The organism is Rhodococcus sp. ABRD24 (genome assembly GCF_004328705.1).
Classification (GTDB): domain Bacteria; phylum Actinomycetota; class Actinomycetes; order Mycobacteriales; family Mycobacteriaceae; genus Prescottella.
Genome location: NZ_CP035319.1, coordinates 293,155 through 315,623, shown reverse-complemented (window position 1 = coordinate 315,623; position 22,469 = coordinate 293,155). Strand labels below are relative to the sequence as shown.

The 22,469-nt window shown below is 67.0% G+C and carries 25 protein-coding genes and 1 tRNA gene; 12 read left to right on the top strand and 14 right to left on the bottom strand.

Annotation, left to right across the window (positions count from 1 at the left end; translation table 11 throughout):
* Positions 1–35 precede the first annotated feature (35 nt).
* From ERC79_RS01350 to zapE, 3 genes are all read right to left on the bottom strand, one after another.
* A complete protein-coding gene (locus ERC79_RS01350) occupies positions 36–1,232 on the bottom strand; it encodes a lipid-transfer protein (RefSeq protein ID WP_131575061.1) in 1,197 nt (398 codons plus the stop codon).
* A complete protein-coding gene (locus tag ERC79_RS01345) occupies positions 1,229–1,681 on the bottom strand; it encodes an OB-fold domain-containing protein (protein WP_131575059.1) in 453 nt (150 codons plus the stop codon). Before ERC79_RS01345 ends, ERC79_RS01350 begins: the two co-directional genes overlap by 4 nt.
* A 203-nt stretch (positions 1,682–1,884) precedes the next feature.
* On the bottom strand, positions 1,885–2,889 hold the full coding sequence (zapE, locus tag ERC79_RS01340; RefSeq protein ID WP_165497022.1) for a cell division protein ZapE: 1,005 nt from the start codon (positions 2,887–2,889) through the stop codon (positions 1,885–1,887).
* Between the two features lie 46 nt (positions 2,890–2,935).
* Here zapE and ERC79_RS01335 point away from each other — a divergent pair, with 46 nt between their 5' ends.
* From ERC79_RS01335 to ERC79_RS01320, 4 genes are all read left to right on the top strand, one after another.
* A complete protein-coding gene (locus tag ERC79_RS01335) occupies positions 2,936–3,529 on the top strand; it encodes a TetR family transcriptional regulator (RefSeq protein WP_165497021.1) in 594 nt (197 codons plus the stop codon).
* A 138-nt stretch (positions 3,530–3,667) separates the two neighbouring features.
* Complete coding sequence (locus ERC79_RS01330) at positions 3,668–4,483, top strand: alpha/beta hydrolase (protein WP_207390404.1); 816 nt, start codon at positions 3,668–3,670, stop codon at positions 4,481–4,483.
* 408 nt (positions 4,484–4,891) lie between these two features.
* Positions 4,892–5,890 carry a toll/interleukin-1 receptor domain-containing protein gene (locus ERC79_RS01325; RefSeq protein WP_165497020.1) on the top strand — a complete coding sequence of 333 codons (999 nt, stop codon included), beginning with the start codon at positions 4,892–4,894 and terminating at the stop codon, positions 5,888–5,890.
* On the top strand, positions 5,887–6,546 hold the full coding sequence (locus tag ERC79_RS01320; protein WP_131575052.1) for a hypothetical protein: 660 nt from the start codon (positions 5,887–5,889) through the stop codon (positions 6,544–6,546). Before ERC79_RS01325 ends, ERC79_RS01320 begins: the two co-directional genes overlap by 4 nt.
* Before the next feature lie 244 nt (positions 6,547–6,790).
* Here the strand turns inward: ERC79_RS01320 and ERC79_RS01315 are convergent, their stop codons facing one another.
* The 4 genes from ERC79_RS01315 to ERC79_RS01300 form a co-directional block, all read right to left on the bottom strand.
* Complete coding sequence (locus ERC79_RS01315; RefSeq protein WP_347563592.1) at positions 6,791–7,411, bottom strand: major capsid protein; 621 nt, start codon at positions 7,409–7,411, stop codon at positions 6,791–6,793.
* Positions 7,412–7,646: 235 nt separating this feature from the next.
* Positions 7,647–8,039, bottom strand: a complete 393-nt coding sequence (locus ERC79_RS01310) for a helix-turn-helix domain-containing protein (RefSeq protein ID WP_131575049.1) — start codon at positions 8,037–8,039, stop codon at positions 7,647–7,649.
* Positions 8,040–8,058: 19 nt separating this feature from the next.
* Positions 8,059–8,286, bottom strand: a complete 228-nt coding sequence (locus ERC79_RS01305; RefSeq protein ID WP_131575048.1) for a hypothetical protein — start codon at positions 8,284–8,286, stop codon at positions 8,059–8,061.
* Positions 8,283–9,161: a hypothetical protein gene (locus tag ERC79_RS01300; RefSeq protein ID WP_347563591.1), complete on the bottom strand. Its 879-nt coding sequence runs from the start codon at positions 9,159–9,161 to the stop codon at positions 8,283–8,285. Before ERC79_RS01300 ends, ERC79_RS01305 begins: the two co-directional genes overlap by 4 nt.
* On the opposite strand from ERC79_RS01300, the gene ERC79_RS23815 reads away from it, so the two are divergent.
* Positions 9,045–9,308, top strand: coding sequence for a hypothetical protein (locus tag ERC79_RS23815; RefSeq protein WP_347563602.1), 264 nt, complete (start codon positions 9,045–9,047; stop codon positions 9,306–9,308). The genes ERC79_RS01300 and ERC79_RS23815 overlap by 117 nt on opposite strands.
* A 711-nt stretch (positions 9,309–10,019) precedes the next feature.
* Here ERC79_RS23815 and ERC79_RS01295 read toward each other — a convergent pair.
* The 4 genes from ERC79_RS01295 to ERC79_RS01280 form a co-directional block, all read right to left on the bottom strand.
* Complete coding sequence (locus tag ERC79_RS01295; protein WP_131575047.1) at positions 10,020–11,168, bottom strand: AAA family ATPase; 1,149 nt, start codon at positions 11,166–11,168, stop codon at positions 10,020–10,022.
* Positions 11,165–12,007: a bifunctional DNA primase/polymerase gene (locus ERC79_RS01290; RefSeq protein ID WP_131575046.1), complete on the bottom strand. Its 843-nt coding sequence runs from the start codon at positions 12,005–12,007 to the stop codon at positions 11,165–11,167. Before ERC79_RS01290 ends, ERC79_RS01295 begins: the two co-directional genes overlap by 4 nt.
* A gap of 114 nt (positions 12,008–12,121) precedes the next feature.
* Complete coding sequence (locus tag ERC79_RS01285; protein WP_131575045.1) at positions 12,122–12,361, bottom strand: hypothetical protein; 240 nt, start codon at positions 12,359–12,361, stop codon at positions 12,122–12,124.
* A 226-nt stretch (positions 12,362–12,587) separates the two neighbouring features.
* A complete protein-coding gene (locus ERC79_RS01280) occupies positions 12,588–12,776 on the bottom strand; it encodes a helix-turn-helix domain-containing protein (protein WP_131575044.1) in 189 nt (62 codons plus the stop codon).
* 95 nt (positions 12,777–12,871) lie between these two features.
* On the opposite strand from ERC79_RS01280, the gene ERC79_RS01275 reads away from it, so the two are divergent.
* Positions 12,872–13,588, top strand: coding sequence for a hypothetical protein (locus ERC79_RS01275; RefSeq protein WP_131575043.1), 717 nt, complete (start codon positions 12,872–12,874; stop codon positions 13,586–13,588).
* Entirely contained in the window at positions 13,588–14,712 is a 1,125-nt protein-coding gene (locus tag ERC79_RS01270; protein WP_131575042.1) for a tyrosine-type recombinase/integrase, read from the top strand. Before ERC79_RS01275 ends, ERC79_RS01270 begins: the two co-directional genes overlap by 1 nt.
* A gap of 37 nt (positions 14,713–14,749) precedes the next feature.
* Here the strand turns inward: ERC79_RS01270 and ERC79_RS01265 are convergent.
* A tRNA-Leu gene (locus ERC79_RS01265) sits at positions 14,750–14,826 on the bottom strand.
* 110 nt (positions 14,827–14,936) lie between these two features.
* Here ERC79_RS01265 and ERC79_RS01260 point away from each other — a divergent pair.
* Positions 14,937–15,557, top strand: a complete 621-nt coding sequence (locus ERC79_RS01260) for a response regulator (protein ID WP_131580634.1) — start codon at positions 14,937–14,939, stop codon at positions 15,555–15,557.
* 82 nt (positions 15,558–15,639) lie between these two features.
* A complete protein-coding gene (gene polA / locus ERC79_RS01255; protein WP_131575041.1) occupies positions 15,640–18,378 on the top strand; it encodes a DNA polymerase I in 2,739 nt (912 codons plus the stop codon).
* A gap of 49 nt (positions 18,379–18,427) precedes the next feature.
* On the opposite strand, the gene trxA is transcribed toward polA, so the two are convergent.
* On the bottom strand, positions 18,428–18,802 hold the full coding sequence (trxA, locus tag ERC79_RS01250) for a thioredoxin (RefSeq protein ID WP_131575040.1): 375 nt from the start codon (positions 18,800–18,802) through the stop codon (positions 18,428–18,430).
* 93 nt (positions 18,803–18,895) lie between these two features.
* A complete protein-coding gene (locus ERC79_RS01245) occupies positions 18,896–19,423 on the bottom strand; it encodes a 2'-5' RNA ligase family protein (protein WP_131575039.1) in 528 nt (175 codons plus the stop codon).
* Between the two features lie 19 nt (positions 19,424–19,442).
* Between ERC79_RS01245 and ERC79_RS01240 the strand changes: the two genes are divergently transcribed.
* From ERC79_RS01240 to ERC79_RS01230, 3 genes are read left to right on the top strand one after another with little or no spacing between them, the layout of a single operon-like run.
* Positions 19,443–20,540, top strand: a complete 1,098-nt coding sequence (locus tag ERC79_RS01240) for an isocitrate/isopropylmalate family dehydrogenase (RefSeq protein WP_131575038.1) — start codon at positions 19,443–19,445, stop codon at positions 20,538–20,540.
* An 11-nt stretch (positions 20,541–20,551) separates the two neighbouring features.
* A complete protein-coding gene (locus ERC79_RS01235; RefSeq protein WP_242676706.1) occupies positions 20,552–21,469 on the top strand; it encodes an ABC transporter substrate-binding protein in 918 nt (305 codons plus the stop codon).
* An 18-nt stretch (positions 21,470–21,487) separates the two neighbouring features.
* Positions 21,488–22,465 (top strand): amino acid ABC transporter permease, encoded by a 978-nt coding sequence (locus ERC79_RS01230; protein ID WP_131575036.1) that lies wholly within the window; start codon positions 21,488–21,490, stop codon positions 22,463–22,465.
* Positions 22,466–22,469 lie beyond the last annotated feature (4 nt).

The following is a 22,469-nucleotide window of genomic DNA, read 5'->3' as shown; positions in this document are numbered from 1 at the left end:
GGGGAAAGGGCGCCTCGATGGCGCTGGTTGTCCCGTCAGACGGAGACGATGACCGACGATCCGTGGCCGAACAGGCCCTGGTTGGCCGTGATGCCGACGCGGGCGCCCTCGACCTGGCGGCCCTCGGCCTGGCCGCGCAGCTGCCACGTGAGTTCGCAGACCTGCGCGAGTGCCTGGGCCGGCACGGCCTCACCGAAGCAGGCCAGGCCACCGGACGGGTTGACCGGGATACGGCCACCGATCGTCGTGTCGCCGGCGCGCAGCAGATGCTCGGCCTCGCCACGCTTGCACAGCCCCAGGTCCTCGATCCAGTCGAGCTCGACCGAGGTCGCGAGGTCGTAGACCTCGGCGACGTCGACGTCCTCGGGGGAGATGCCGGCCTCCTCGTATGCGGCGTCGCCGATCGACTCCTTGAACGTTCGTTCCGGTGCGGGCACGGCCGACGCCGAATCGGTGGAGAAGTTCGGCATATCCATGATGGTCTGCGGGAAGGTGGGCGTCACCGTCGAAATCGCCTTGATGCGAACCGGATCCACGATGCCCTTCTTGCGGGCATACTCCATGGAGGTCAGGAGGATGGCGGCGCCGCCATCGGAGGTGGCACAGATGTCGAGCAGGTGCAGCGGATCCGCGACGACCGGCGAGGCCAGCACGTCGGCCGCCGAAACCTCCTTGCGGTAGCGCGCATTCGGGTTGCCCAGGCCGTGCTTGGCATTCTTGACCTTGACCGCGGCGAAGTCCTCGGGCGTCGCGCCGTAGAGATCGATGCGGCGGCGCGCGTTCAGCGCGAAGTACGCCGGGTTCGTCATACCCATCAGACGGAAGCGCAGCCAGTCCGGATCGTCCCATCGCTCACCGGCAACCGGGGCGAGGAAGCCCTTCGGGGTGGTGTCTGCGCCGACGACCAGTGCGACGTCGGACAGTCCGGCGAGGATGCGGGCGCGCGCGGTGTCCAGTGCTTGCGCGCCCGTGGCACACGCGGCGTACGACGTCGCCACGCGCGCGCCGTTCCAGCCGAGGGCCTGTGCGAAGGTAGCGCCGGCGACATAGCCGCCGTAGCCGTTGCGGACGGTCTCGCCGCCGACGATGAGGTCGACGTCCGTCCAGTCCACGCCGGAGTCGGCGAGGGCAGCGCGGGCCGCGGCGACTCCGTACCTTACGAACGAATGGCCCCACTTGCCCCACGGGTGCATGCCGACACCGAGGACGGCCACATCGTTTCTCGCGCTCATGCCTGTGCCCCGTTCTCTGCTGCTGCGACCGGCTTCCAGCGCCAGGTGCTGCGTTCGCCGGTCTCGTCGGTGTAGAGGGTCTCGATGACCAGCTCGACCGGGTTGCCGACCTTGAGGTCTGCGACGCCGTAGCCGTCGGCCACCTGGCCGAGCACGACCAGGCCCTCCGGCAGCTCGACGGCCGCCAGCGCGAACGGCACATACGGATCCGTGCTCGCGATGTATGGCGCCGGCGGCTGGTACTGCGCGTCGGTGTACGACCACACCTTGCCGAAGCGGGACAGCTCGACGTCGTCGAACTCCTCGCCCGAGCAACTCGGGTTCTTGCAGAAGGTGGTCTCCCGCGGGAACGAGATCGTCCCGCAGGATCGGCACGAAGTACCGATCAAGGCCGGCTCCGGCCCGGTGGTGAACCAGCCCTCTACGGCCGGTGTCGCGGTGTCGCTCATGCAAACCTCATCTGCTTGTCGAGCCTGATCGGCCGGTCGAGGCGGTGACCGGATATGGAACGTGTTGCAGTATCGCATGAGTTAACTGATTCTCGATGTGGGATCCTCGTTCACCGGACTGCGCCGTAGTCCTTGGCGCGCGTCGGACGGCCGCAGCCCGTCGACCGCCCACCCGGCGGGACCGGATGCGTCCCACCGGTGGGTCATTCGGTGAGGCGGCGCAGCTGGCCGAGTCGGCTCGCGGTCCTGGCGAGGTCGAGGGGAGCTCGGTCGCCGGCGGCGAGACCGGAGTCTGTGGCGGCGATGAACACGGCGGGGACGTCGCGGTCGGACAGCACGTCAACGAGGTTCGCGAACCGCTGGAGGGCGTCGGGTGTCGCATCCACTGGATCCGGAACGTTGTCGATGATCCAGAGGGGGAATCGCGCGGCCAGCGCCAGGTAGTCGCGAGGCGTGGTGGGGGCCGCACACAGATCGTCGAAGTCGAACCAGATCCGATCATCACGGGTTTGCCTGGCCGTGATCGAACGCCCGGTGGGGCTGACGGCTGTTCGTTCGTCGTCCGCCGGCCGTTGCAAACCTAGTTCGGCGAGTTGGCGATCGGCGCCGGGCGACACCCATCTGCCCGATGCGAAGCCGCCGGTGCGGTCCGCGCCGCGCCGGTGGTCGTGTGTTCCGCCGAGTTCGACGACTTCGAGATGGGCGTGCAGCAGAGCGATCGTCGGCTCGAAAGCCTCGTGGAACAGCGGGTTCGGCAGGAGTTCGTCAGGACGATAGTTCGACGTCACGGCGAGCACGGTGCCGCGTTTGAACAACGCGAGCAGTGCCCGGCGGATCAGCATGGCGTCGCCGACATCGTGGACGTGGAACTCGTCGAAGCACAACAACTCGGCGCGCCCAGCGATCCGGTCGATCGCAGCATCGATCGAATGCCCGGTGGCGACGAAAGCCGAGTGCAGAGCATCGAAGAACTCGTGGAAATGGAGGCGCAGTTTATGGTCCACCGGTGCTGATTCGTAGAGGACGTCGAGCAACCGTGTCTTGCCCCGCCCGGGCGTGCCCCACAAGTAGAGCCCACGTTCGGCGACGGCGATCCGGTCGAGCGCATTCCGCTGCTCGTCGTCCCATGTGAGGCCTGTGCGCTCCGCCGAACGGCGGAGTGCGTCTGGTGTGCCGAAGATCCGCTGCCGTGTTCTCCCGTGGCGCATGTGTCCTCCTGGCTTCCGGAATCCTCTACGGATGTAGAGTATGCACATGGATCGAAGGGCGCTCATCGCCGACGCTGCTATCGACGTCATCGCCGAGGCCGGCGCCCGCTCTCTGACGCACCGTGCGATCGATCGCCGGCTCGGGCTTCCACTCGGATCGACGTCGTACTACTTCCGGACACGGAGGGATCTGATCGGCGTGGTCGTGGACCGGATCCATCTGCAGTCGAAGGAGGATTTCGCGAAGTCGGGTCTCGTTCCAGTAGCGGCGTCGTGCGTGGCGGACGTCGTCGAGGGCGTCGCGAAGTCGCTTGAACAAACGATTGCCGGCCGCCGCAAGCAGTTGCTTGCGCGGTGTGCGCTCATGGTCGAACTGGTCGACGATCCGCCACTGCGGATGCGCCTGATGGTGTCCCTGTTCTCCCGCGAGAAGGCCGTCGCGCTCTTCACCGTGCTTGGTGCGGGGGACCCTTCCCGGCTGGCCTCGGGGTTCGTCCAGTTGCTCGAGGGGCTGGTACTCGATCACATCGTCGGATACCGAACGCCGCCAGCGGATTCGGACCTTTGCGACATCGCCGCGGAGCTGGCTGTTCCCATCGAGGCCTATCTCGTTGGTGCGGTTTCGATGGGTGCTGGATGAACGTTCGACGGGAACCGCTGAACTGCTGACGGCGGGGCGAACGATCGTTATCGTGAATCCGACTCGTCGGAGGTACGTGTGCACAGAGTGACCGTGAGGCCCGAGGATCGGGTGTTCAGTCTGCGAGATGGTCGGCTGATGGGATTCGCCGACTATGGTCCCGCCGACGGCTTTGTTGTGGTCAACGCGCACGCCGGGTTGTCGTGCAGGCTCGATATCCGGGCCGCCACGCCGGTTGCCGAAGCTGCGGGTATTCGGCTTATCTCCCCGGACCGCCCCGGCATCGGCTTGTCGGATCCGAGCCCCGGACGGACGGTCCTGGACTGGGCCGACGATGTCGAGGAGCTCGTCGACCATCTGGGGATCGAGCGCATGGGCGTGCTGGGGTGGTCGATGGGCGGTCAGTACGCCGCGGCGCTCGGCTATGCGCTAGCGCCCCGAATCAATCGGGTCGCGATCGTGGCCGGTGCCCTACCGCTCACCGAGGAAGGCGCGTTCGCCGGACTCGCCGCAATGGAACGACGGTTGACGCGTCTTTCGCAACGGTGGCCCGCCCTGGCAGAGATGTCGTTGCGGTCCCTCGCAGTCATGGCTTTGCGTATGCCGTGCTCGTTCGTCCGGATGGCCGGGCGGAGCCTGGGTCCGGCCGACGCCGAGGTGGTGTCCGGCGAACGCGAGTTCTACGCCGCGATGACCAACGAGGCGTTACGGAGCCCCTCCGGCATCGTCGAGGATTACCGCGCCTGGGCGCGGCCGTGGGGGTTCGAGCCCGAGGACCTCGAGGTTCCCGTCGACGTGTGGTGGGGCGACGCCGACCGGCTCATCCCGAAGGAATGGCCCTCCGAGCTGGCACGCCGAATTCCCAAGTCCACCTTGAATATCGGTACCGGCGGTCACTTCATGGCGCACCTGCACTATCGGGCGATCCTCGACTCCCTCGCGGAGCAGGCGTGACCCCGGCCCGAGGGAGCGTCGATCGGCGGCACTGATCCGACCTCTCGGCTTCGTGGCGTCGGGCCAGCGTGCAAGAGAACCTCCGATCCGCGTGGTCGACGCGGATCGGAGGTTCTGCTGGTGCCCTCGGTGAGACTCGAACTCATTTTCGACGACGGAAAGGTTCCAGGTCACCGAGGGTCCAGGCCGCCGACCTCGGGTGCTACTTAACCGCTAGTGACACGAGATTACGGGCGATGGACACAGTTTGCGTCCAAAATGCGTCCACGCGAAGGCCCGCCCAAGCGGGCGGCCTGTGGACTGCGTAGCGCTCTTCGCGGGCTGGCTTGGCCGCCTGATTCGGCCTGTATGTCGGACCGCTCCGATAGTGTCTCTGATCGTCAGTGGGGCGAGGAGTGGGGCGGAGCGATGTTGGACCCGAAAGTTCGAATTGAATTGTTGTTTCAGGTCGTCGAAGAACTGGAGAACCTGACTTCGGATCGAGAGGACATCGTCCTACAGACCTACGGCATCGAACCGAGGCGGTTCGAGGGATTCGGTCCAGGGTCGACTCTCGCCGAGGCTGTGAACTCTGCCTCCGACGACCAGGTCCTTGCACTGGCCCGCCAATTCGATATCGACACCCCGCAGGTGGACGCTCCGGTGGCGGTGGCCCATTCGGCCGCGAGGAGTGCCGAGCCGCTGTTCATGTTCGCCTCGCACCTCACCACCCACCGTGCGCTCGTCGCTGCTGTCGCGAATCGGCTCGAGCGGTACAACATCACGTTGTTTGTCGCGCACGACTCGATCGCTGTCGACAACCCCTGGGCGGCCGAGATCGAGAACGCCCTCGATCGGGCGGACGCGGGCGTTGTGTTCGTCCACGACGGGTTCAAGCAGAGCGACTGGTGCGACCAAGAAGTCGGGTGGATGCTGGGGCGAAAGATTCCGGTGTTCGCGTTCATGTTCGACGCCACGGCGTACGGCCCCCTGGGGCAGCGGCAGGCCGAGCAAGTCCGAGGCGCGGCCGACCCAACCAAGATCGCGGAGAGCATCGTCGACAGGGCGAAGGCGAAACCGGAGTTGGTGGCAGGGCTGACGGCCTCACTAGTGAACGCGATTTCGGCGTCGGGGAGTTTCGCGACCACTGACGCGGTGTGGGCGCGCCTGCGGGAACTGCGGTCCCTGGACAGTGGACAGTGCGCCCAACTCCTCGAAGCGACGAAAACCAACACACAGATCTACCGGGCGGTTTCGAAGGTGCCGGCCGACGCCCGGGAGCGGTACACGACGCTGATCGCGAAGTTCCTGCGGCAGCAGCCCGGCGGTAGCACGATCATGCAGGACATCGAGGCTTACGAGCAGTACCTGCGGGACCGCGATGCCGCGCAGTCGAAGCCACTGACGAAGCCGCCGGTAGTGCGGTGAGTTTCTGGGCGTGGCTGGCCGACGTGGCGAACGGCCCGGTCGGCGGCGCGGTCGTGGCCCTTGGAGGCGTAACGCTGACGCAGCGTAGCAACCGTATGGACAAGCGCCGAGACCGCGAGGTGGCGGTCGAGGACAAGCTCCGGGAAGAAGTCGCCGGATTACTCGTGCTGCGAGTTAAGACGCTGGATATGCAGCGAGACCTGGGGATCCAAAGCGCAGAGGCAATGCAGCGGTTGGATGACACCTCCACCGAAGCCACCACCGGGCGGCTTAGGTCGCTGGTGACGATGCGAGACAACTACATCGAACACGTCGAGGGCCTTCGTGACCGAGCTCTGCGGATTTCGTTCCTCACTCGAGAACCCCGCCTGACTGAGGCCCTCGACCGCCTCCGCGCCCTCACCTATGGGGACTGGTCGCTCCCAATGAAGCCACTCCACGCACGCGGTCCTGACAAATGGTCGACCTCATGGCAACGACTCGAGACCCTTCGCGCCGACACGAACTCGGCATTCGAAGAGGTGGAGGAGGCCACCCGCGCGCTGGTCGTGAGCCACGGGGGAGTGAACGCGCCCGGAGGCTCGGTGGTCAAGTTCCGCCGACCTAGGAAGCCACGGACCACCCGGCCGGAAGCGGTCGACGAACAAGCGGGCTGACACAGCGCGACGCCCCTCCGACCAGTCTTCCGGAGGGGCGTCGCTGTGCGGGCGAAAAGGTAAAGCCCCGCTGCCGCGCCGACTGCTTTCCGGTCAGCCGACGCGACCCCGGCGTGTTCCACGCACACCGGGAGTTTGTGAGGGTCAGACAACCCAATCGGCGGAGGGAAGACCCGAGGCCAGGCTCGCGAGGAGTGGAGCCGCGGAGGCAGGCCGCTTGGTCAGCTCATTCTCCCAGTACGCCTTACGTCCGGGGGTGACCCGCCCGTCCGCGACCGCGGCGGAAACCAGCTTGTTGATCTCGTGCTCGTTCACGATCAGCCCGCCAATCCGGTGATCTTCTTGACCGCGTACGGGTTGTGCGGCGCGAACGCGGGAACGACGTACGACTGAACGATCGTCGACCGCCGCTCGCGACGATCTTCGTCTCGAACGCGGCGAGCACGTCGGCGAGGTCCTTGCCGTAAGCGGTGGCCACGGCCGCCTTCTGAGTCGGGTTCATCACGAGCGTGTCGAACGTCAGCCCGAGGTCGTCGATATCGAACGCGAGCTGCACGTCGGCGAGGTTCGCTTCGAAACGGTCCGGGGTCGGGGTTTGCGAGGTCGGGTCACCGTTGCGCTCGATTGCCGACCAGTTCGAGCCGAAGACCACGCCGACACCCCCGTCGAGGCCATCGAGTGCGGCGTCGACCGCGGCCAGGGCACGGCGGTCGAGGCTCCGGAGGATCGAGTTCGCGAGCTGCGTGGTCCGCTGGTCGACGACGTCGGTCTGGTTGCGAGTACGTTCCTCGTCCGTGACCTCGAACTTGCCGCCGAAGTCCTCCAGCTCCGCGAGGTCGTAGCCCACCTTCGGGGTCGCGACGATCCGGTACTCGGTGCCGGGACCGCGGTCCTCCGGCGCGTCCGAGTACAGGTCCGAGGGTCGGAGGGTCGGAGGGTGCTGTACAGGATGCCGCCGCCTTGGACCTTCTGCCCGTCTGCGGAGAAGAACTGCCCCGCCAGCGCGCGAGGGGCGACGAGATCCGCGAGTCGCTTGGTGATCCGGGTCGGATGCTGCAGAACAGCGTCAACGGTCAACGTGCCGCCGTTGAGCTTCGGGGTCAGGAAGGAAGTCGACACTGTCGTGTCCTCTCGATCAGGCTGTCTCGGTCGACGTACCAGGTGCCCGCGTGCCGGTGGCCTTCGAGCCGACCGGTGCGGAGCAGGTGACGCACGCCGTGCGGAGTGATGCCGAGCATCCGCGCCGCGGACCGGGTGTCCTCGTAGCTGCGCTCGGTGTCATAGACCGAGTGAAACAGGCTGTCGGGTACCGGTTCTGACGCGCTGACGTCAGGAGCAGCGGCCGCGTCAGTAAGGCGTTTCCGGAGCGCCACTACGTCGGGGCGCAGGCGTTGGCCACGCTGTCGCGTCAGTACGGCGAGGGTGTCGAGGACGCCGACCACCAGTCGGGTATCGGCCTCGTCGAGAAGTACCCCCGCCACCCGGGCGGTCACTGGTCCGCCACCCGGGCGGTCACTGGTCCGCCTCCGGACGGGTGCCGGCCAAGTCGGCCGGGGCGAACCAGGAGTCGTCGACCGGCAGGCCGTCAACCCGGCGACCGGTGCGGTCATAGGCCACCGAGGCGCGGGCCGAGGGGCCGTAAAGTTCGACCGCGGCGCAGGTCGCGACCGGATCGAGGTGCAACAGCTCGTCGGCGAACAGCTCCGGCAGCTCGTAGTCGAACGGGGTCTCGTCGATCATCGTCGGTTCTCCTCGTCGAGGTGCAGCGGGCAACGGCCATCGCGAGTCAGGTAGGCGCACCGGGGTTCGGTGCACTTCGCGATCACCGCGGACTCCGGGTCTCGAGAACAGCCGCCGCGATCGCGCAGAGCGCAAGGACTTCCGGCCGGGTCGAGCGCGCGAGCGCTTCGCCGATCAGGTCCACCGCCGAGGGGGCGGACGCCCCGAGATCCGAGGTGCTCGTTCGGGTGTCTACCTGGCCAGCGAAGACACTCGAGCGCAAGATTCGGGGTTTCGGGGCCACCGAAAGGGTCGGGCGTTCTCCGGGCGCTTCCGCTTCGACGTTTGCGACCCGCCGAGCGTTCGAGGCCGTGATCGCCCGCTGGCTGGCCTCGTACGCGGCGACCTCTTCGGCCTCCACCTTGGCCTGGTGCTCGTCCGCCCGCGTCACCCGGGAGAGGTCGGTCCGCAGCAACAGGACTGCGTCCCGCAACAGTGCCGGGGTCGTGCGGATGTGGGCGGCGAGGTCGGGAGTCGGTCGAACCTCGGTCACCGGGCCGTCGCCTGCGCGACTTTCGCGCCAGGCGCGCAGCACCCAAACGGCCACTGCGAGCGCGGCCCCGGGCTTGCCGATCCCGGCCTCCCATCCGGTGCGGGCACCCGGGAGGCGTGCCGGGGCAACCGGAACGGTGAACTGGGACGGCGGAACCGTCCGGCGATCCTGGCCACCCGCTGCGGGAGTGGTGGCAGGGGAGGCGGTCGGGAGGGAGTTCTCGTTCATGCGACGACCTTTCGTGTCGTGGTCTGGGTGGTCTTGTGATCAGGCGAAGCTGTCCGGCCCACACGCCCGAGGGGCGTCCGGCCTGTGTCGCGGCGGTATCGCACCCGGCGAACACCGGGCACCGGGCGCAAACCTTGGCGGCGAGGGCCACCCGTGCGCGGCGGTCGGTGGCGGTCTCGTCGGCCAGCTCGGCGTCGAACATCGGGGCGAGACCAACACACGCGGCCCCGGCGAGGTCGGGGTCGACCAGTCCGGCGAGTAGCTGTGTCGGTAACTCGCGAGTTGCGGAATCTGAGCTGAGGGTCGGCGCGAGGGTTCGATCCCACCAACCGCGGCGGCCGCCGTGGGTCTCGAGCCGTCCCCACCTCGTGGTCAGGTTGACCCGCCCTCGGGTCGGTCGAGCTACGGCGAGGCGGTGTTCGGTCAACCAGGCGTCGAGGTCGGCCTCGGCGTCCTCGGCCGGCAGGAACCGGCCGGGTCGGTCGAGGACTCGGGCGGCCACCCAATCGCCGACCGCCCGCGTCGCGGCGTTCACTGTCCCCTCACCGCGTTCGGAAAGATGTTGCCTCCGTTGGCGTTACGTCGTTTCGAGGGTGTTCTCCGGTACCGACACCTTCGGACGCCGTCCGAGGCCGAGGGAACGGAAAGGAGAGGGTCGAGCGACGCCACGGTGAGCGGACGGTCGACCGCTTGGCACCCGCCGTGGGGAGAGAAAACGAGACTAAGTCGCGGGCAGAGGTCTCGCAGATGCCTATCTCCCAGCCGTCGGAAGTTGAGATCATTAGCCCCGCGAATGATCCGACCTGGTTGTTGGTGGCCACGATCCGAGCGGCCCGACCCGAATGATCCGAACGCTCCGCCTCCGGAACCCCCCTTCGGAGGGTGTCCGGACCGGAGCATTCCGATCGGAGCGCTCCGACGCTCCGGAGAGGTGCTCCGCGGAGCACTCGGAGCGGAGTAATTAAGGACGGTTTCAGTACTCATCTTCGCCCCACTCGTGGCCGTCCGAGCCGTTCCGCGCCGCCTCGACGAGCCGGGGGCCATCCCCGTTGGTGACCTTCAGTCCGGCGGACCGAACCGCCTTCTCCGCGGCGCGCCCGGACAGGACGCCGCCGTTCTTCCTCATGGCCTCCCGCACGACCGCAATCACGGCGCGGGTGTCCTTCTCTCGCTGGGCGTGCTTCTGGGCCTTCTGCTCGGCCCGACGCTCGTCCTGGACGGCCTTCCGGGACACGTCGTCGAGTGTTAGCTCACGGGTAGCGGGGTTGTAGTCGAGCATTCCCTCGTGGACCTCGACGTCGCGACCGAACGCCGAGAAGTAGCGGGCCGACGAGTCGTCGTCCGGGTCCTCGCGGACGATCTTCCACAACGCGTCCGGCCAGTCCACGATCCGGGAGTCGCCGCGAGAGCGTTCCCCCGAGTGGCCCATGTGGTGGACCACCATTGCTTCGTCGACCTCGGCGTCGTCCAGCAGCTCGTCGAACGCGACCAGGAACCGGCCCGCCTCGCGGTTCTCGTCCAGCCCGAGGGCGTCCAGGACCGGCCGGAGGCAGTCCAGGATCACGACGTCGGAACCGCGGAGCCGTTGGGCCCACCGCGCTCGGGTCTGCGGCTCCAGGATGTTGAACGAGGAGATGTGCCCCCTGAGCGTGACGACCTGGACCCGCTCGGTGGCGTGGATTCCGTGGTCGCGGAGCCACCGCTTGAGCATTCGGGGGTCGAGTTCGTTGTCGATCAGCGTCACGCGGCGGACCTGTTCGGTCTGGAACCGCCCGAGGAACTGGCCCCCGTCCGCGAGGCACCGGATCGCGTTACCGGTGGCGGTGGTCTTGCCGGACTTCTTCGAGGCGGCGAACACGACTCGACCGCCCTTGGGCCACAGCTCCTCCATTCGGTACTGGACCGGATCGTCTGGCGTGTCGAGCAGGTCAGCGAGCGAGATCGGGGCGGGGATCGCGGTGTCCGCGGCCTGCTCCCGGGCGAACAGCTCCCGGGCCGCCTGCTGGACGCGCAGCCGCTCGACCGCGTGCTGGACCTCGTTCGAGACCGCGTCCTCGGGGGCCAGCGGTGGCCCCACGAACGGGATTTCGACCACTTCGCCGGTGGCCTGTGCGGCTGTCAACGTTTCCCGTTTCCCCTCTTGACCGACTCGATGGTCTTGGTGATCTCCGCGTCGTCCAGGCCCGCGTGGCGTGCGACCTCGAACAGTCGCGACTCGTTCTCGGCGTGGAGCTGGCCGTCGTCGCGCATTGACGCTCCGACCGCGAAGAGCGCGTTTCCGCGCCCGCCCTCGGTCGTGTTGGCGAGCCGTTCGAGGGACGCCGAGTAGTCCCCGCCGGTCGCCAGCCGAAGGTGGCCCTTTGCCGGTCGGGTGTTCGAGGTCGGCTTGCGCAGCTCCCGGTCCCACGTCGCCGGGGCTGTCGCGGGTGCGGCCACTGTGTGCCAGGCGTACGGGCGACCGGTGTTCGGGTGGATCGAGGGCGGCATCACGACGTAACCGCCGAACCGTTTGACGTCGATTCCGTCGCCGAGCGAGGACCGCAGGTCACCGGAGAGCGCCTGGATTCGGAGCCAGACGTGCCAGCCGCCACCGCCGGTCCTGGCGCGCAGGGTGTCCGGGAGTCCGCCGAGCCTCAGCGTGAGGAGCTGGGCGGCGTCGGTGCCGCCGTTGCGGGGGTCCACGTCGAGGACGACCAGGCCCTCCGGGACGGCTACGCCGACGTTCCAGTTTCCGCGGCTCCACCACTGGCGGAGCTGGTCCTCGTCGAGGGAGGCGTCGTACACGCCCCGAGAGGTGATTGGGGCCTTGCCCCGCAACGGCAGGACCGGGAGTCCGGCGCGGACGTAGGCGAGGGCCTGCTCGAGAATATGGTCTCGGACGGGGGCGGTCGGCCGGTTGACCTCGCTAGATCGGCGGATTCGCCCGGGTGGTCGGAGGGTCGTTTGCGGTGTGTCGTTCATCTGGGAGGTACTCCCTTGGTCGGGAGTGCCTGCTACGCTGGGCGTGTGAATTGGGCCAGCGCGTAAGGCACTCGGTCTGTGTTGGAAGTCCCGGCGGCCACCGGGGCTTCCGCTTTATTCGGGGTCGGGTGGCAGTAGCGAGAGACCAGCGGCCCGAACGGATTTCGACATGGCCCGCGCGTTCTCGTACTCGCGTTGTGCTCGTGCGAACTGCTCGGGTCCGGCCGCTTCCGCGGCGGCGAGCTTGCGCGCCCAGTACTCGGCTTTACGCGCGGCCTTGAGTTCGGCCCTCCGTATCGCTCTGCGCCGCTTGGTCTCTTGTGCCTCCTCCGGCGTTGTGTCGTCTGTGCTCACAGGAAAATCGAAACAGGTCGATACGCGGTCTCGCCATTACTAATATCCGTTGTGGTGCAAGGGGATTCGAACTTCGATGGCCCGTAGAATGGGACTTCACGAGGGGCGTTGACCTCCTCTGACCCCCACGCTGCGGTGGGACGAGGCCACTTCCTGAGATCGCAACCTCAAGAAGGGGCCTCAGCCGTACCTGGCCGCTGACGCGGGCTTGCCCTGTCCTGGCTTCTCAGTAGTCGGCCGTCCCCTGGAACGAGTTCGCGGCCACGTACTCGGTGAGCGCGTCCGGGCTGTACGGGACACGGCGGCCGAGCTTGTGGAACTTGGGGCCGCCCCCGCGGTGTCGCAGCGCGGCCAGTGCCCTGGTAGTGGTCCGGAGGATCTCGGCGGCCTCGGTGGGGGTCAGCAGTTCTGGCATCTCGATTCCTCGTGTCTCGGGTTGTGCAGTGACACGAGCCTAGACGCTCGTGTTCTCGTTGCACTAGTGACGCCACTGTGTTTACAGTGACTCACATGGAGACGCAGACGAATACGCAGACACTGTCCGAGATCATCGGAATGAACGCACGGGAGATCCGTCTCTCGACCGGAGCGTCGCTCGAACGGCTCTCGTTCGCGGCACGCGCTCACGGATTGAACTGGTCTACCGGGAGAGTCGGAGACCTCGAGAGTGGTCGCGTCCAGGCCACCCTGCCGACCTTGTTCGCTCTCGCAGCGTCGCTGTCGCAGCTCGCCGGACGCTCGATCACGTTTAAGGAACTCTTGAGGCCGGATGATTGGCGCGGCTCGGTAGAAATCAACGAGAAGTTCGTCGTAGCTCAAGACGACTTCGTCGCCATATTGGGGACTGGTTCGATCCGGGCCGATCGTGACGAAAAGATCGAGACGGCCGAGCAGCACATGGCGCACGCCACCGTTACCGACCTTGTCCGGGCGCACGGATGGCCGAACAAGGCGGACGCGCTCCGGGACTTGAACCTCCCGGACGAGGAGAAGCTCGTCGAGGTGCTCGTCGCGGTCGAGAAAGCGGCCCTGGCCGACCGGCGGGCCGCGAAGGCGCTTGGGGTGAGTCTGCCGGAACTGATGATTGCGTCGCTCCGGCGCTGGGGGAAGCCACTGTCCGACCGGCGCGAGGAACTGGCCGGCACCGACGCGACCAACCAACACCGCGGCCAGATCACCCGCGACCTGTACGCGGCCCTTCGCGTCGAGTTGGGCCAGGCGGACTAGTGGCCAGCATCGGCAGCTACCAGACCTCCGGCGGCGTGACCCGGTACGAGGTTCGGTACCGCGGACCCGACCACCGGACGACCCGCAAACGCGGGTTCAAGACGAAGCGGGACGCCAACGCGTTCGCCGCCCGCGTCGAGGTCGACAAGCAGACCGGGGCCTGCGTCGCCCAGTCGGCCGGGCGGGTGACGGTCGGGGAGCTGGGGGAGCAGTGGCTCGGCCGCCAGGCGCACCTGAAACCGTCCTCCGCCCGAGTGGTCAAGTCCGCGTGGCGTAATCACGTCGAGCCGAAGTGGGGACAGGAGCCGGTCGGGCGGGTCAAGCGAACCGCGGTCGCGCAATGGGTCGCGGACCTGTCCAAGGACCGCGGGCCAGTGACAGTCACCCGGGCGTTCGGTGTGCTCGCGGCGATTCTCGACGACGCGCTGGCCGACCGGCTGGTCGCGGTGAACCCGGCCCGGGGGATACCGCTGCCGAAGCGCACGAAAGCCGAGCAGCAGTACCTGACGATCGACCAGCTCCACGCGCTCGCGGACGAGGCGGGGGAGCGGCGAGCCTTGGTGTTGCTGCTCGGCTTGTGCGGGTTGAGGTTCGGGGAGACGGCCGGACTACGGGTGCGCCACCTCGACCTGCTCCGCCGTCGCCTCCGGGTGGTCGAGAACGCGGTCACGGTGGCCGGTCGGGTGGAAGTGGGGACGCCGAAGTCACACGCCCAGCGGACAGTGGCCCTCCCGCGAGCGGTCTCGGACGTCCTGGCCCGGCAATGCGAGGGCAAGTCCCGCGACGACCTCGTGTTCCCCGGGCCACGCGGGAGCCACATGACGCTGCCGTCCGGGAAATCGTGGTCGGCGGGGGCGGTTGCCCGGTCCCACAGGGCGGACGCGAACTTCCCCGAGAAGATAAGTGTGCATGTCCTCCGTCACACTGCCGCGTCCCTCATGATCGCGGCAGGCGCAAACGCGAAAGCCGTTCAGTCCCAACTCGGCCACAAGTCCGCCACCCTGACGATGGACCGGTACGGCCACCTGATGCGGGACCAGCTAGGAGACCTCGCGGACGCACTCGACGAGGCTGTGTCCAAAATGCGTCCACAAGCTCCGGGCGAGCAGGCCGCGGAGGCGTAAGAACCGCTCCTACCAGCGGAGCGAAATAAAGCGGTTGTGGTGCCCTCGGTGAGACTCGAACTCACACTGCACGGGTTTTGAATCCGTTTCCTCTGCCAATTGGGATACGAGGGCGTGTTGCGCGTTCCTACTCTAGAAGATCACGAGTCTCAGTCAAACCACCGGTACCCTCGAAGCGTTCGCGCCCCGATCGGCGGGCGCCGATCCGAGGAGAATTGGTGACGATGAACGCTGCCGCCGCACAGGGCACGGAACGACAGCCGCGGCGTGTGGTGGTGGCCGAGGATGAGGCCCTGATCCGGCTCGATCTCGTCGAGATGCTGCGCGAGGAGGGATACGACGTCGTCGGCGAAGCTGGCGACGGGCAGCGCGCAGTCGAGCTGGCGGAGGAGCTGCGCCCGGACTTGGTGATCATGGATGTGAAGATGCCGCGCCGCGACGGTATCGATGCCGCATCGGAGATCGCCGCGAAGAGGATTGCGCCAGTGGTGATCTTGACGGCATTCAGCCAGCGTGAGCTGGTGGAGCGCGCTCGTGACGCGGGCGCAATGGCATATCTGGTCAAGCCGTTCTCGAAGGCCGATCTCGTGCCGGCGGTCGAACTCGCGGCCAGCCGGTTCACCGAGATCTCACTCCTCGAGCGTGAGGTGGCGAACCTGTCCGATCGGCTCGAGACGCGCAAGATCATCGAGCGCGCCAAGGGCCTGCTGATGCAGTCGCAGAACCTGTCCGAACCGGAAGCGTTCAAGTGGATCCAGCGCGCCGCGATGGACGGACGAACGACGATGAAGGCCGTCGCCGAGGTGGTTCTCGACACCATCGGAGGGTCCGCAAGCGGGGATTGATGCCGGTGGCGGCGTGCTCGGAGGGCGATTGATCGACGTGCCTGGCGGAGTCTGTCGGCCTTGCTCCCTAGACTGGTCAACCGTGAGCCCCGCAACCGCATCCTCGTCCACCACACCCGCACCCGTCGACGCGTCTGGTTCGGAGCGGCCGACGCTGTTGCTCCTGGATGGGCATTCGCTGGCGTTCCGCGCGTTCTATGCTTTGCCCGCCGAGAACTTCAAGACCCACAGCGGTCAGGCCACCAATGCGGTGTACGGGTTCACCTCGATGCTGATCAATCTGCTGCGCGACGAGCAGCCCACGCACGTCGCCGCCGCGTTCGATGTCTCCCGGCAGACGTTCCGCGCCGAAGCCTTCCCCGAATACAAGGCGAACCGCAGCAAGGCGCCCGACGAGTTCAAGGGCCAGGTCGAGATCACCAAGGACGTCCTCGTGGCGATGGGGATTCCGGTGATGGCCATCGAGGGTTTCGAGGCCGACGACATCATCGCGACCATCACGACGCAGGCCACCGAGCTCGGCTACCGCGTGCTGGTCGTGACCGGCGACCGGGACTCATTGCAGCTGGTGACCGACGACGTCACTGTGCTCTACCCGCGCAAGGGGGTCTCGGATCTGACGCGGTTCACTCCGGCCGCAGTCGAGGAGAAGTACGGTCTCACCCCGCGCCAGTACCCGGATTACGCTGCGCTGCGCGGCGACCCGAGCGACAACCTGCCCGGCATTCCGGGCGTCGGCGAGAAGACCGCGGCCAAGTGGATCCGTGAGTACGGGTCGCTCGATGAGCTCGTCAACCAGGTCGACAAGGTGAAGGGCAAGGTGGGAGATTCGCTGCGGGCGAACCTTTCCAGCGTTGTCCTGAACCGGCAGCTCACCGAGATGGTGCGCGACGTTGCGTTGCCGTACACCCCGGACCAGCTCGTTCTTGCGCCATGGGACCGCGAACGGATCCATGCGCTGTTCGATGACCTCGAGTTCAAGGTCCTGCGGGACCGACTCTTCGCGACCCTCAGCTCCGCCGAACCGGAGGCCGAGGAGGGCTTCGAGGTGCGCGGCCGGGCGCTTGCCCCGGGCGAGTTGACGGCGTGGCTGGCCGAGCACGCGTCGACGGGGGAGCGGCACGGCCTGTCGGTCGTCGGTACACGGTCTCCGTACGGCGGCGACGTCACGGCCCTGGCGATCGCCGCGTCCGACGGTGAGGGTGCCTACATCGCGACCACATCGGCGAGTCCCGAGGACGAGGCTGCTCTCGCGACCTGGCTCGCCGATCCGTCGCAGCCGAAGGCACTGCACGAGGCCAAGTGGGCGATGCACGCGCTACGCGGTCGCGGCTGGACGCTGGCCGGTCTCACGAGTGATACCGCGCTGGCGGCATACCTGGTGCGGCCCGGCCAGCGCAGCTTCAACCTGGACGACCTGTCGTTGCGCTATCTCAAGCGCGAGCTGCGAGTGGAAGAGTCTGGTCAGCAACAGCTTTCGCTGCTGGATGAGGAAGATGTCGCCGATGCCGAGATAGCCGAGGGCGAGATCCTGCGCGCCCGGGCGGTGGTCGACCTGGCGGCGGCACTGGACACAGAGCTGGCCGACATCGAGGCCACCGGTCTGCTTGCCGACATGGAGCTGCCGTTGCTCGCGGTACTGGCGGAGCTCGAGGCCACCGGCATCGCGGTAGACACCGACCATCTACAAGATCTGCAGAGCACGTTCGCGGCCCGGGTCGCCGCGGCCGCCGACGCCGCCTACGAGGTGATCGGCAAACAGATCAATCTCGGTTCGCCCAAGCAGCTTCAAGTGGTGTTGTTCGATGAACTCGACATGCCCAAGACCAAGAAGACCAAGACCGGCTACACCACGGACGCGGACGCACTGCAGACGCTGTTCGAGAAGACGCAGCACCCGTTCCTCGAGCATCTGCTCGCACACCGGGACGCGACCCGCCTCAAGGTGACCGTCGACGGACTGCTCAAGACCGTCGCCGAGGACGGCCGGATCCATACGACGTTCAACCAGACTGTTGCGGCCACCGGTCGGCTGTCCTCGACCGAGCCCAACCTGCAGAACATCCCGGTCCGCACCGATGCCGGCCGTCAGATCCGCGACGGGTTCGTCGTCGGCCAGGGTTTCGAGACGCTGCTTACGGCGGATTACAGCCAGATCGAGATGCGGATCATGGCGCACCTGTCGAAGGACGAGGGGCTGATCGAGGCCTTCAACACAGGCGAGGATCTGCACAGCTTCGTCGGCTCCCGCGCGTTCGGGGTGCCGATCGAGGAGGTCACCCCAGAGCTACGCCGGCGCGTCAAGGCGATGTCGTACGGCCTGGCTTACGGGCTCAGCGCGTTCGGTCTCGCGTCACAGCTCAAGATCTCCACCGAGGAGGCCAAGCAGCAGATGGACGCCTACTTCGCCCGATTCGGTGGGGTGCGCGACTATCTGCACGAGGTCGTCGAGCAGGCCCGAAAGGTCGGCTACACCGAGACGTTGTTCGGCCGCCGACGGTATCTGCCCGATCTCAACAGCGACAACCGGCAGCGCCGTGAGGTAGCTGAGCGTGCTGCTCTGAACGCGCCCATTCAGGGCTCGGCCGCGGACATCATCAAGGTCGCGATGATCGACGTACAGCGATCGTTGCATGACGCAGGGTTGGAGTCGCGGACGTTGCTGCAGGTTCACGACGAACTCGTCCTCGAGGTCGCCACCGGGGAGCGCGAACAGGTGGAGTCTTTGGTGCGGGAGAAGATGGCGTCCGCCATCGAGCTGTCGGTGCCGCTCGAGGTTTCGGTGGGCACCGGACGCAGCTGGGACGCCGCCGCGCACTGACATGTGGCCAGTGGGTCGGCCGGCGTCCCTGGAACTGCCCGCGTGGTGGTTACCGCTCGCCGGTCGGCGCCTGCGCGGCCATCTCCTTGCGTACGGCATCCATATCGAGGGCCTTGACCTGCGTGATCAGGTCCTCGAGTTGCGCCGGAGGGAGCGCGCCGGCCTGGTTGAACACCAGCACGCCCTCGCGGAACGCCATGATGGTCGGGATCGACCGGATTCCGGCCTGCGCTGCGAAGTTCTGCTCGGCCTCGGTGTCCATCTTCGCGTGCACGACATCGGTGTGCTTCTCCGACGATGCCTCGAACGTGGGCGCGAACGAGCGGCACGGGCCGCACCACGACGCCCAGAAGTCGACGAGGACCACATCGTTCTCGGAGACGATCTGCTCGAAGTTCTGCTCGGTCAGGGTCTGGGTAGCCACAAGGGTTCCTTTCTGGAAAATCTCGGGGGAGTTGGGTCCCGTTCGCCCATGACAACGCTCCCGTGGTCCCGATTCTTCCGCACGCGCCGATCGTCACGGTCGCCGCGTGATCCGCCACTCCCGCTTGGCATCGGAATCCCAGCGACGGATGCCGTCGCTGGTACCGACGACATCCCGGCTGCCGGCTCGGGTCACGACAATTGCGGTCCCGAGGTCGGTGGCCGGGATACGCCGGGACAGCGTCACGTGGGGCGTCCACTCGCCGGGAACGATGTGGGGCGGGACGCCCTCGCATTCCACCATCAACTCGTAGACGATTCGTTGCAGCGTGAGCAGGGCAGTGGTCGGAACGACCAGGCGGGCGAGCGTGAGCCGGCGGCCGCCGAACACCACGACACCACCGAGGCGGATCGGTAACGGTGCCGACGGCAGTTCCCGCTCGAGCGCAGCCTCCACGTCAGCGGGAATCTGTGTCGCGACGCCCAGCGTGACATGCGGACGGTTGGACTCAGCGGTGATGCGGTCCTGGCTGGGCAGACGCGCCGAAGAGAGCCGACGCCATTCGGCGCGCACGGTCGCGTCGACCTGGCTGTCGAGCAGCAACTCCACGGACTGGACCATCGTGAGTAATGATTGCTGGATGAGCAGCGCGAGTACAGGTGATTTGCCGAATCCGCGGATCGGATTGCTGCTGGGCGACGGCATCGGCCAGGAGATCGTTCCCGCCACGCGCGTCGTCGTCGACACCGCGGTTGCTGCGGTCGGTCTGCCAGACGTGCACTGGGTCCCGCTGCCGATCGGATTCGACGCGATCGCCTCACACGGCACACCCATCCCGGAGAGCACGCTCGTCGCGTTGGCTGCTCTCGACTCGTGGATCCTCGGACCGCATGACAGCGCGTCCTATCCCGAGCCGTTCCGGTCGCAGCTCACCCCTGGTGGCACCATCCGGAAACGCTTCGACCTCTTCGCGAACATCAGGCCGGCCCGGGCGTTGCCCGGGGTGCGGGCGGTGTCCCCGGGGATGGATCTCGTGATCGTCCGGGAGAACACCGAGGGCTTTTACGCCGATCGCAATATGTTCGCGGGCGGCGGCGAGTTCATGCCCACGCCGGACGTTGCGATGGCGGTCGGGGTGGTGACCCGGCAGGCATGCGAGCGAATCGCCCACACCGCATTCGAACTTGCGCGGCGTCGGCGCAAGCGAGTGACGGTGGTGCACAAGGCGAATGTTCTGTCCAAGACCACCGGCCTGTTCCGGGACGTGTGCCGCGAGGTGGGGCGGCACTATCCCGATGTCCGGATCGATGACGAGCACGTGGACGCGATGGCGGCCTACCTGGTGCGGCGCGGCGAGGAATACGACGTGATCGTCACCGAGAACATGTTCGGCGACATCCTTTCCGACCTGGCAGGTGAGCTGTCCGGCTCGCTCGGTATCGCCGCTTCGATCAATGCCTCCGCATCCAAGGCGATGGCGCAGGCCGCGCACGGGGCGGCGCCCGACATCTCCGGGCGCAACCGCGCAAACCCTACGGCGCTGATGCTCTCGGCTGCGATGATGCTGGAGTGGCTCGAATCGAGTGGACGCGGGCACGGGTTTGCGGCCGCGGCCGCGCGGATTCGGAGTGCCGTCGAACGCACCGTGGAGTCCGGGATCGCGACAACCGATCTCGGTGGGCTGGCGTCGACGAGCGAGTTCACCGAGTCCGTCGTCGCACGGGTCCTACGCCGATGATTGCCCGCAGCATGGTCGGACGCACACGGAGTCTCGGGCCGGGCCTGCTCGCGCACGTGGTCGGAGTCGTCGTCATAGGCGCCCTCGCGCTCGGCTCCGCGGGATGCGTGAGCAACAACGAGGGTCTCGTGCCGGTCGTCTCGGGGGTGGAACTGCAGGAGGTCGCGTCGATAGCCGCGCAGGTGCCGTCGGAGATCGCGGCGTCGGGCCGCCTGGTGGTGGGAGTCAACATTCCCTACGCCCCCAATGAGTTCAAGGACGAGAACGGCAAGATCGTGGGTTTCGACGTCGACCTCCTGAATGCGGTCGGCCAGGTGCTCGGGCTGAGCGTCGACTACAAACAGGCCGATTTCGACAAGATCATCCCGGCGGTCCAGGCGGGCACGTTCAACCTCGGGATGTCCTCGTTCACCGACACCTTGGAGCGGGAGAAGTCGGTCGACTTCGTCACCTACTACAGCGCCGGCGTGCAGTGGGCTCAGCGGCCGGGCGACCCGATCGATCCGAACAACGCCTGCGGACTGCGGGTGGGCGTGCAGACCACCACGATCGAGGACATCGACGAGGTACCCGCCAAGAGCGCGGCCTGCGTCGCCGCCGGGAAGCCGCCCATCGAGAAGATCAAGTACGACAGCCAGGACGACGCAGCCAATGCGCTGATCCTCGGGCGGATCGATGCACTGTCGGCGGATTCTCCGGTCACGGCATACGCGATCAAACGTAGCGGCGGCCGAATCGAGCCCGCTGGCGAGGTGTTCGACTCCGCGCCGTACGGCTGGGTGGTGGCGAAGGGATCGCCGCTGGCGCCAGTGCTGCAGCAGGGCATGCAGTACCTCATCGACGGCGGTCAGTATGCGCGGATCGCCGACGCGTGGGGTGTCGGTGCAGGCCTGATCGAAACATCGCTCATCAACGGGGCGACCACCTGAGGACGGGAGCGGAAAGCCATGTCAGCCAAGGAGAGTCGATCGGCCTACATTGCGGCCGAATCCGAGCCGGCGCCGATCAAGGCCGTTCCGCTGCGTCACCCGGGGCGCTGGATCGCCGCCGTGAGCGTGTTCGCGCTGTTCGGATTGTTCGTGTACGGCGCCGCCACCAACACGGCCTTCGAGTGGGATATCTACGGCCAGTACGTGTTCGACAAGCGGATCACCGCCGCCGCGTGGACGACGATTCAGATGACGATACTCGCCATGTCGCTTGCGATCGTGCTGGGTGTGATCCTGGCCGTGATGCGGCTGTCCCCGAATCCCGTGCTGCAGACGGCATCCTGGGTGTACCTGTGGGTCTTTCGAGGAACGCCAGTCTACGTGCAACTGGTGTTCTGGGGACTGTTCCCCTCGATCTACAAGACGCTGGATCTAGGTGTCCCTTTCGTCCACCAGTTCGCGCACATCGATATTCAGGCGCTCAACGCGGCCTTTCTGTTCGCCGTCATCGGTCTCGGTCTCAACGAGGCCGCGTATATGGCCGAGATCGTCCGGGCAGGAGTGAATTCGGTGAGTGAGGGACAGACGGAGGCGTCGACTGCGCTCGGCATGTCGTGGTCGCAGACCATGCGCCGGACGGTCCTGCCGCAGGCGATGCGGGTGATCATTCCGCCCACCGGCAACGAGCTGATCAGCCTGCTCAAGACCACCTCGCTGGTTAGTGCGGTGTCTTTCAGCGGCGAGTTGTACGGCCGTGCCCGGGACATCTCCGGCGCCAACTTCCATCCGATCCCGCTGCTGCTCGTCGCGGCCACGTGGTACCTGGTCATCACCAGCATCCTGATGATCGGCCAGTTCTACCTCGAGCGGTACTACTCGAGAGGGGTGTCGCGGACCTTGACCGCCCGCCAGTTGCAGGCCCTCGCCGATGCGCAGGGGCGGCCGGTCGCCATGACTTCCGACGCCCGAACGCTGCCGGATGCGCCGGGGGGGTGACTAG

Excerpts from the sequence above, each read along its gene's own strand:
- ERC79_RS01350 (WP_131575061.1), bottom strand. The coding sequence starts at position 1,232 with ATGAGCGCGAGAAACGATGTGGCCGTCCTCGGTGTCGGCATGCACCCG.
- ERC79_RS01345 (WP_131575059.1), bottom strand. The coding sequence starts at position 1,681 with ATGAGCGACACCGCGACACCGGCCGTAGAGGGCTGGTTCACCACCGGG.
- zapE (WP_165497022.1), bottom strand. The coding sequence starts at position 2,889 with ATGCGCCACGGGAGAACACGGCAGCGGATCTTCGGCACACCAGACGCA.
- ERC79_RS01335 (WP_165497021.1), top strand. The coding sequence starts at position 2,936 with ATGGATCGAAGGGCGCTCATCGCCGACGCTGCTATCGACGTCATCGCC.
- ERC79_RS01330 (WP_207390404.1), top strand. The coding sequence starts at position 3,668 with ATGGGATTCGCCGACTATGGTCCCGCCGACGGCTTTGTTGTGGTCAAC.
- ERC79_RS01325 (WP_165497020.1), top strand. The coding sequence starts at position 4,892 with ATGTTGGACCCGAAAGTTCGAATTGAATTGTTGTTTCAGGTCGTCGAA.
- ERC79_RS01305 (WP_131575048.1), bottom strand. The coding sequence starts at position 8,286 with ATGATCGACGAGACCCCGTTCGACTACGAGCTGCCGGAGCTGTTCGCC.
- ERC79_RS23815 (WP_347563602.1), top strand. The coding sequence starts at position 9,045 with ATGCGACGACCTTTCGTGTCGTGGTCTGGGTGGTCTTGTGATCAGGCG.
- ERC79_RS01290 (WP_131575046.1), bottom strand. The coding sequence starts at position 12,007 with ATGAACGACACACCGCAAACGACCCTCCGACCACCCGGGCGAATCCGC.
- ERC79_RS01280 (WP_131575044.1), bottom strand. The coding sequence starts at position 12,776 with ATGCCAGAACTGCTGACCCCCACCGAGGCCGCCGAGATCCTCCGGACC.
- ERC79_RS01275 (WP_131575043.1), top strand. The coding sequence starts at position 12,872 with ATGGAGACGCAGACGAATACGCAGACACTGTCCGAGATCATCGGAATG.
- ERC79_RS01260 (WP_131580634.1), top strand. The coding sequence starts at position 14,937 with ATGAACGCTGCCGCCGCACAGGGCACGGAACGACAGCCGCGGCGTGTG.
- ERC79_RS01245 (WP_131575039.1), bottom strand. The coding sequence starts at position 19,423 with ATGGTCCAGTCCGTGGAGTTGCTGCTCGACAGCCAGGTCGACGCGACC.
- ERC79_RS01240 (WP_131575038.1), top strand. The coding sequence starts at position 19,443 with ATGAGCAGCGCGAGTACAGGTGATTTGCCGAATCCGCGGATCGGATTG.
- ERC79_RS01235 (WP_242676706.1), top strand. The coding sequence starts at position 20,552 with ATGGTCGGACGCACACGGAGTCTCGGGCCGGGCCTGCTCGCGCACGTG.
- ERC79_RS01230 (WP_131575036.1), top strand. The coding sequence starts at position 21,488 with ATGTCAGCCAAGGAGAGTCGATCGGCCTACATTGCGGCCGAATCCGAG.